The organism is Pseudoalteromonas sp. SR45-5 (assembly GCF_014163565.1).
GTDB classification, from domain to species: Bacteria; Pseudomonadota; Gammaproteobacteria; order Enterobacterales; family Alteromonadaceae; genus Pseudoalteromonas; species Pseudoalteromonas distincta.
Genome location: NZ_JACJDN010000179.1, coordinates 1 through 6,828 on the forward strand (window position 1 = coordinate 1; position 6,828 = coordinate 6,828).

Annotated in this window: 9 protein-coding genes; 1 reads left to right on the forward strand and 8 read right to left on the reverse strand. The window is 39.3% G+C overall.

Going from position 1 to position 6,828, the window contains the following annotated elements; genetic code table 11:
* Positions 1–5 precede the first annotated feature (5 nt).
* The 8 genes from H5072_RS08725 to zapB form a co-directional block, all read right to left on the reverse strand.
* Positions 6–377, reverse strand: a complete 372-nt coding sequence (locus H5072_RS08725) for a hypothetical protein (RefSeq protein ID WP_024595815.1) — start codon at positions 375–377, stop codon at positions 6–8.
* Positions 378–426: 49 nt separating this feature from the next.
* Positions 427–1,266, reverse strand: a complete 840-nt coding sequence (locus H5072_RS08730) for an amidohydrolase (RefSeq protein WP_182693288.1) — start codon at positions 1,264–1,266, stop codon at positions 427–429.
* On the reverse strand, positions 1,263–1,991 hold the full coding sequence (locus tag H5072_RS08735; RefSeq protein ID WP_024595817.1) for an SDR family NAD(P)-dependent oxidoreductase: 729 nt from the start codon (positions 1,989–1,991) through the stop codon (positions 1,263–1,265). Before H5072_RS08735 ends, H5072_RS08730 begins: the two co-directional genes overlap by 4 nt.
* A 21-nt stretch (positions 1,992–2,012) precedes the next feature.
* Entirely contained in the window at positions 2,013–2,501 is a 489-nt protein-coding gene (locus tag H5072_RS08740) for a peptidylprolyl isomerase (protein ID WP_002957860.1), read from the reverse strand.
* Between the two features lie 66 nt (positions 2,502–2,567).
* Entirely contained in the window at positions 2,568–4,037 is a 1,470-nt protein-coding gene (locus H5072_RS08745; protein ID WP_182693289.1) for a LysM peptidoglycan-binding domain-containing protein, read from the reverse strand.
* A gap of 55 nt (positions 4,038–4,092) precedes the next feature.
* On the reverse strand, positions 4,093–5,115 hold the full coding sequence (locus tag H5072_RS08750) for an MBL fold metallo-hydrolase (protein ID WP_182693290.1): 1,023 nt from the start codon (positions 5,113–5,115) through the stop codon (positions 4,093–4,095).
* Positions 5,116–5,178: 63 nt separating this feature from the next.
* On the reverse strand, positions 5,179–5,484 hold the full coding sequence (locus H5072_RS08755) for a cell division protein ZapA (RefSeq protein WP_002957856.1): 306 nt from the start codon (positions 5,482–5,484) through the stop codon (positions 5,179–5,181).
* On the reverse strand, positions 5,484–5,714 hold the full coding sequence (zapB, locus tag H5072_RS08760; RefSeq protein WP_002957855.1) for a cell division protein ZapB: 231 nt from the start codon (positions 5,712–5,714) through the stop codon (positions 5,484–5,486). Before zapB ends, H5072_RS08755 begins: the two co-directional genes overlap by 1 nt.
* 238 nt (positions 5,715–5,952) lie before the next feature.
* On the opposite strand from zapB, the gene H5072_RS08765 reads away from it, so the two are divergent.
* On the forward strand, positions 5,953–6,792 hold the full coding sequence (locus tag H5072_RS08765) for a 23S rRNA (adenine(2030)-N(6))-methyltransferase RlmJ (RefSeq protein WP_182671457.1): 840 nt from the start codon (positions 5,953–5,955) through the stop codon (positions 6,790–6,792).
* The last annotated feature ends 36 nt before the right edge of the window (positions 6,793–6,828 follow it).

The window sequence follows — 6,828 nt, forward strand, 5'->3', positions numbered from 1 at the left end:
GCTTGTTATAGCTCGTTAATTCTACATTCTACGTCTTTAAGCTCAATAGTGGCTTTACTATCAAGGTGGCGTATATAGCATTGCTTGCCTTTAATCATCAATTCAAACTGATCGGGTGTATTGCGACTTTGCGTGTCGATAATATTATTGCCATCCACATTGCTAAGGGTTACTGTGCTGCTGGTAGTAAATACATTCTCAGCTAATTGAGTTTCTTGTATATGTACAAGTGTTTTAATTGCTTTGCTAACGGCTGTTTTATTTGGCTTTGCCAGTAGAGCATGTTGCAGCTTAGGTGTCGGATCTGGATTTTGAGATATGCAGCCATTGAGAAAAAACGCAGAAAATACAACGATTAGTAAAAAGTACATTTTCATAAATTGGCCGTATTATTATAAAAAGAGAGTTTAATATAACTAGTTTTACTTAAACTTGATAGTAGTGCTTAGCGTTTGCATAGCTAAGGTCATGCCATGTCTTATCGTTTGAGCATAACGCCTTATGGCAGTGCCATAGGTTGTTGTAGCTTGTATTTATTTGGCACACAGGGAAGTTGCTAGCAAACATAATACGCTGCTGGCCAAAGTGATTAAAAAGAAAATTAAAACACGCGGCTTGTTGCTCACTGGTGAGCCTAAGTAATTCAAAACCAGAGAATTTAATTGCTATGTTGTCGTGCTGAGCAAGTAACTCAGCACCTTGTTGCCAGTCATTTAAATTACTTGGCAGTCCTGCATGATTAATTATAATTTGAAGCTGCGGTAGCTGCTTAGCGTAGTAAGCTATTTGTTTGGTTATTTCGCTATTTTCAATATCAAATTGAGCTTCAAAATGCAGTTTATTTGTAGCCAATAAATTAAGGTTATTAATACAATGAGGGCTTTTTAGTCTCACTGCATCATCTTCTTCGGTTATATCTCTTATACCACAAAGGCTTGAATGAGCCAGTGCATTCAGCGCGTGATTAAATTGCTCTGCGGGCGCATCAATTTGGTTGTAACTAATAGCCTTAAATGAAAGGTTTTTTAAATGCGAGCTTAGCCAGTTTAACTCGTTTATAGGTGATTGATTATCAAACCCAGCCTCAATGTGCACAATACCCGCAAGTTCAAAATCAGTACTTTTAACAAGTTGCTTTGCACTTATTGGTTGTTTAATTTTTTCTAGATTAGGCCATGCTGGTGGGTTTTCGCCTTGTAGCCAAGTATATTGCCCCTCGGCAAGATTAAAAAAATGCACATGAGGGTCAATAATTTGCATGCTCATTGGGCTGTATAGCCGCCATCAATACTTTGTAAGCTACCAGTAATAAAGCTGGCATCGTCGCTTGCTAAAAAGCTCACAAGAGCAGCAACTTCGTCGGCTTGACCTAATCGGTTAAGCGGTTGCAGACTTGCTTCCTCGGCAACTATTTCAGCTTTGTTTGCGCCACTTTTTGCGCAGTACGCATCTATCGCGTTATGAAATAGCGGGGTTTCTATTGTGCCAGGGCATACCGCATTTACTCTAATATTAAAGCTCGCGTAATCAAGCGCCGTTGTTTTGGCCATTGAGGCAAGGGCATGTTTTGTTAGGTTATACGCAAAAGAGTTTTGCTTACCTATAATTGCTTGATCGGATGCGACTAATATAATAGCGCCGCTATTTTGCGCTTTCATGCTTGGCAATACGCTTTGTACTGCGGCATACGCGCCTTTAACATTAAGCGCAAAAAGTGCATCGAGAGTTTGCTCGTCGGTGCTTTCTATATTTGCGCTTAAGTGTTTTCCAGCATTAGAAACAAGTACATCAATACGTTTACTTTGTTCACAGATAGCGTTGATGCAGCTTTGTACCGCCGATACATCACTTACATCACACTGATGAAATATACCAGTTTCGCTTGGCTCTATATCAAGGTTATGTACTTTATAGCCATTACTTAGCAAACGCTTTACAACGGCTAGACCAATTCCTTTTGTACCACCTGTAACTACTGCAACTTTAGACATACTTACTTCCTTTATTGCTAACTAGTGAGAGTGACCGCAGCCGCCTTCAGCGTGCACATGTCCGTGAGAAACTTCTTCACTTGTCGCTTCACGTACAGATACAACTTCAACGTCAAACGTGAGTGTTTTGCCCGCAAATGGGTGGTTTAAATCACAATCTGCGTTAAAACGACCAACCTTAACAATAGTAACCTGATGACGACCTTGGTTAGAGCTAACCATTGCTGTCATACCTGGTTTCCATACTTTAACGTCGCCTTGTAGGTGCTTAAGCGGAATACGTTGAATTAAATCATCAACACGCTCGCCGTACGATTCACTTGGCTCTAGAGTTACACTAAATTTTTCGCCAGCTTCTTTGCCTTCAAGTGCTTTTTCTAAACCAGGAAGCATGCCTTCGCTGCCATGAATGTAAGTAAGTGGCGCTTCGTTTGTGCTACTTTCAATTTGTTCGCCCGCTTCGCTAAGGGTGTAATGAAATTCAACTGCTGAATTTTTGCTAATTTGCATGCTTGTCTCTTCAAATAATAACTATGTTAGGGCGCAATTTTACGCGAAATATACTTGTTTATAAACTTAACGTGGCTGATTTAGTGTTTTTTGTAAATCTAGCAGTAAATCTTTTTTTATTGGTGCTGCTTTTTGCTTTTCAGCCTGTGGTATAAACAGTACTAATTGAGTGCCAGGCTTTAAAATACTTGATGCAGAGAGTTTGTTCCATTTTGCCAAGTCGCTATGAGGTACATCATAAAGCTGACTTATACTCCAAAGGCTATCGCCTGACTTAACTTCGTAATCTATTTCAATGGTGGGGATCGCAATCTCTTGGTGTTCTAAATAAGGGCTGATTTTGTAATCAACAGTTAATGTGCTTGGCAGAGTTTTAGGTTGTCCAACTAATAACTTTTCTCCAACACCTATTAAATTATTATTTTTATTATTAAGTTGTTTTAAAGCTTTTACAGACATACTAAAACGCCTGGCGATACTGTAAAGCGTATCGTTTTGTTTAACGATGTACTCTCCAGCAAAGTTTGATTTGAAGAACTGACTTTTTAATAATGCTTCTTGCCCTATAGGCAGCAGTAAAGTGTGCGGCCCGTTAGGTGAGCTTTGATTTTTTAAATATCCCTGATTAATAGCATGTAACTGCTTTGAACCTATACCAGAGAGCTTGGCAATGACTGAAAAGTCGAACTGCTGGCCTATGTTCATCTGTGTTGTAAATGGTTTATATGCAAGCTTTGGGCGTTTAATGCCCTTTTGTGGATGTTTAACTAAATAGCTTAAAGCGAGTAATTTGGGTACATAATCAGCGGTTTCTTTTGGCAGGCTGAGCGACCAGTAATCGGTGCTTTTACCGCGTTTTTTATTTTTTTCGATTGCACGTTTAACACGGCCCTCACCACTATTATAAGCGGCCAAAGCATGTAGCCAATTACCATCAAAGCGTTTATGTAAATAACTTAAGTAATCAAGTGCAGCATCGGTTGAAGCAAGTACGTCTTGGCGCCCGTCATACCATTGGTCTGACTTAACACCAAAGTGATGCGCCGTTGCGCCAACTAACTGCCAAACACCAACAGCTTGCTGTGATGAGGCTATTGTTGGTCTAAAATCGCTTTCTACAAATGGTAGTAATGCGAGCTCCATAGGTAATTGCTTTTGCTCAATTTTTTTTACGATGTGATACAGGTAAGGCGCTGCGCGTTTGCTCACCGTTTGTAAGTAGTTAGGTTGCTTTGCATACCAGCTGATACGCTTTTTTAAAGCGCGATTTTGATAAATCGTAAAGTGTAGATTATTGGCTATATGCACCCACAGATCGGTGGTTTTTGGTGGGCGCTTTTTTACGATTGTTTTTTTGAATTGAAGTGGCGTAACTGGCTCATTAACTTGAGGCGTTTGAGCTACTTCATCGTCAATATCATAAGTATAGTCAGGCTCAAAATGAGTAAATATTTGTGGAGCGTCTTGTGGTTCTTGTTCCGTTGATTGACAACCAAATAACAAAATACCCAAACAACATAAAACCAAACTGCGCATAGTGATCACTTTTGTAAATTCCTTTTATTATTTTAACACAATCCGTTGTGTTGAGTTATTCTGCGCTTTTTGCGCGATTTAGGCCAGCTTGTAAAAAGAAGTTGCTCGATTTTATATTAAGCGCTTCTTGTTTATAAGGCTCAATAACTGATTCAGGAAACGATAGCATTAACTGCTCAATACTTTGATCTTTATTGTTTTTAACGTGCTCTGTTATGGCTGTTAAAAATGATAGTGGCTGTTTCAGCTGCTCTTTTGTTAATGTGCCGCCGTGGCCAGGTATAATAATAGTGAGCTTTTCGTCGTTAATATATTGCTTAAGCAACGTTTGCCAACTTTTAAGTTCGCCGTGACCAGGGTAAGGAAGCCAGTCAACGATATCGCCACCAATCAGCACACTGCCCTTATTAGTAGTAATAGTTAAATCACCGTTAGTATGGGCTTGCTGCGGCTCAAGCGTTACCTCAAAACCACCAAGGTCGATAATTTTACGACTATTAATTACTATTTCGGGTTTGCTAAGCTGATACTCCTGCCAGCGAAAAAGTCGCTTTTTTGCAAGCTTTAACTTATCACGCCATTTAGCTTGCTCTTCTTTAGGGACATTCGCTAATCGTTGGTAGCTCAGCTCAATGCTCTTTTCATAGGTGTCTAGTTTGTCGGTATATGCTGTTTGGTAAAGGCTAAAATTTTTATTTACTTGCTGATGAACAACGAGCTTGGCATCAGGATAAAAATTTTGCATAACCGCCATACCTAGCAAGTGATCGTCATGGTAATGCGTGGCAACCAAATAGCATAAAGGTGTTTTAAGGCGTTTTTTTAAATCTTCAGCAAGTTGTTCAACTGCAGCAAAATTGGCACTCGTATCAACCAGTAGGGCACATTTTTCGCCTTCAATTAATACTTGGTTAGAGTCGTAAAAGCGAAGCTTGTCTTGTTGCTTTAAAAACTGAATATGAGGGTTTATTGTATTCCAAATAACGGCAGCGTAGGTGCTAGGTGCTATTGATAGTAAAGTGCATGACAATAGTAAGTGCTTACATGAAGAGGTTATGTTTGAAAGTTTTAACTTCATTTATTATCTCTACGCTGAGGTTTAATTACTTTAATAATAAACAAAAAGCGCAGTATGCGCTTTTTATTTTTGGTGTTTGGGGTCATTTGCCAAATGCTGACTGAGTTTATCAATCAATTGGTCTTGATGCTGTTGTTCAACTGTAGCCTGTGTTTTTGCTTCTAGCAATTCGTGGCTTAAGTTTAATGCTGCCATTAGTAGGGCTTTTTGATCGTTTCTAACGGTTGAGCGTTGTTTCATTTGCTCAACTAAGTCATTTAGATTTTTAGCTGCTGCTATTAATGCATCTTCCTGCCCTTCGGGGCAAGCAAATTGCTGCTCTTTACCTAGCAACTCAACAGTGACCCGCTGGTTTTGCAGCTCAGACATTAGCTAGCCTGTTGTGCGCTTTGTAATTTATCAAGAAGACCAGATAAAGTAGTGCTGGCATCTTTTTGCTTTTCTTCATTTTCTAAAGCTTCAAGCTGTAGTAATTCGTTTTCATCGCTTAGTTTAGTGTTCTGTTCTTTTAAAGTAGCAACATCTGTTTGTAATTGATTATTACGTTCGATTAAAGAATCGATCAGTTGTTCGAGTTGTTGAAGAGTAGTGTTGTTCATAAAGGCGCTCATATAACTGTAATTAATGTCATGCAAATGTAAAGCAAAGTGTGTTGATTTGCCAGCATTTACGGTGGTTTTAGCTGATTTTTCTTCTGCGTTAAGGGATAATTCAGCATATGAGCTTTTTCATTCAGAAATGGTTCACTTTAACACTCTCTTATCTTGGTGTGAGTTGCCAAAGCCTAGTGCTTATGGTTCACTTACGATATTAAATTGCGTATGGCGAAAATAAATAATGCTTAGTTACAGACACTCATTTCATGCGGGTAATCCTGCCGATGTACTTAAACATTTAGTACTGGCACAAGTACTAAATTACCAAACAATTAAAGATAAACCGCTTGATTATATAGACACGCATTCAGGTGCTGGCTTTTTTGAACTGGCAGCTGCTGATGCGCAAAAAACGCAAGAGTATCAAGATGGTATTGAAAAACTTTGGCAACATAAAAGTGAACATGCTGAGCTTAATGAGTACATTGAATTAATTAAGTCATTTAACGACACTGACGAACTTGCATTTTATCCGGGTTCACCAAAAATTGCAGAGCATTACTTGCGCCGCCAAGATAAGGGTTGGTTTTTTGAACTGCACCCGCGCGATTTATTATTACTTGAAGAAAATATGCAAGGTAAGCGCTCCATTCGTGTGCGCGGAGAAGATGGCTTTACCGGCTTAGTAGGATTATTACCACCAGCATCTCGCAGAGCGTGTGTGTTAATTGACCCTCCGTACGAAATTAAAGATGACTACGAAACGGTTGTAAAAACCTTAGTTAAAGCTCATCAGCGTTTTGCTACAGGTACTTATATGATTTGGTATCCGGTAGTAGACAGAGAGCGCATTGATAATATGGAGCAGGGCTTAATTGATTCAGGAATGCGCAACATTCAGCTATTTGAATTAGGCACTGAAGCGGACACTGACGTACACGGCATGACAGCATCTGGCATGATTGTGATTAACCCTCCATGGAAGCTAAAGCAAACAATGGATGCAATAATGCCTGAACTTGTTGATTTGTTGAGTGAGCCAAGTGGTTTTTACAGAAGTGAACAACTCGTTGATGAGTAGCTTTAAATAGTGCTTACAATGAATGATAAAATGCCC

Excerpts from the sequence above, each read along its gene's own strand:
- H5072_RS08725 (WP_024595815.1), bottom strand. The coding sequence starts at position 377 with ATGAAAATGTACTTTTTACTAATCGTTGTATTTTCTGCGTTTTTTCTC.
- H5072_RS08730 (WP_182693288.1), bottom strand. The coding sequence starts at position 1,266 with ATGAGCATGCAAATTATTGACCCTCATGTGCATTTTTTTAATCTTGCC.
- H5072_RS08735 (WP_024595817.1), bottom strand. The coding sequence starts at position 1,991 with ATGTCTAAAGTTGCAGTAGTTACAGGTGGTACAAAAGGAATTGGTCTA.
- H5072_RS08740 (WP_002957860.1), bottom strand. The coding sequence starts at position 2,501 with ATGCAAATTAGCAAAAATTCAGCAGTTGAATTTCATTACACCCTTAGC.
- H5072_RS08745 (WP_182693289.1), bottom strand. The coding sequence starts at position 4,037 with ATGCGCAGTTTGGTTTTATGTTGTTTGGGTATTTTGTTATTTGGTTGT.
- H5072_RS08750 (WP_182693290.1), bottom strand. The coding sequence starts at position 5,115 with ATGAAGTTAAAACTTTCAAACATAACCTCTTCATGTAAGCACTTACTA.
- H5072_RS08755 (WP_002957856.1), bottom strand. The coding sequence starts at position 5,484 with ATGTCTGAGCTGCAAAACCAGCGGGTCACTGTTGAGTTGCTAGGTAAA.
- zapB (WP_002957855.1), bottom strand. The coding sequence starts at position 5,714 with ATGAACAACACTACTCTTCAACAACTCGAACAACTGATCGATTCTTTA.
- H5072_RS08765 (WP_182671457.1), top strand. The coding sequence starts at position 5,953 with ATGCTTAGTTACAGACACTCATTTCATGCGGGTAATCCTGCCGATGTA.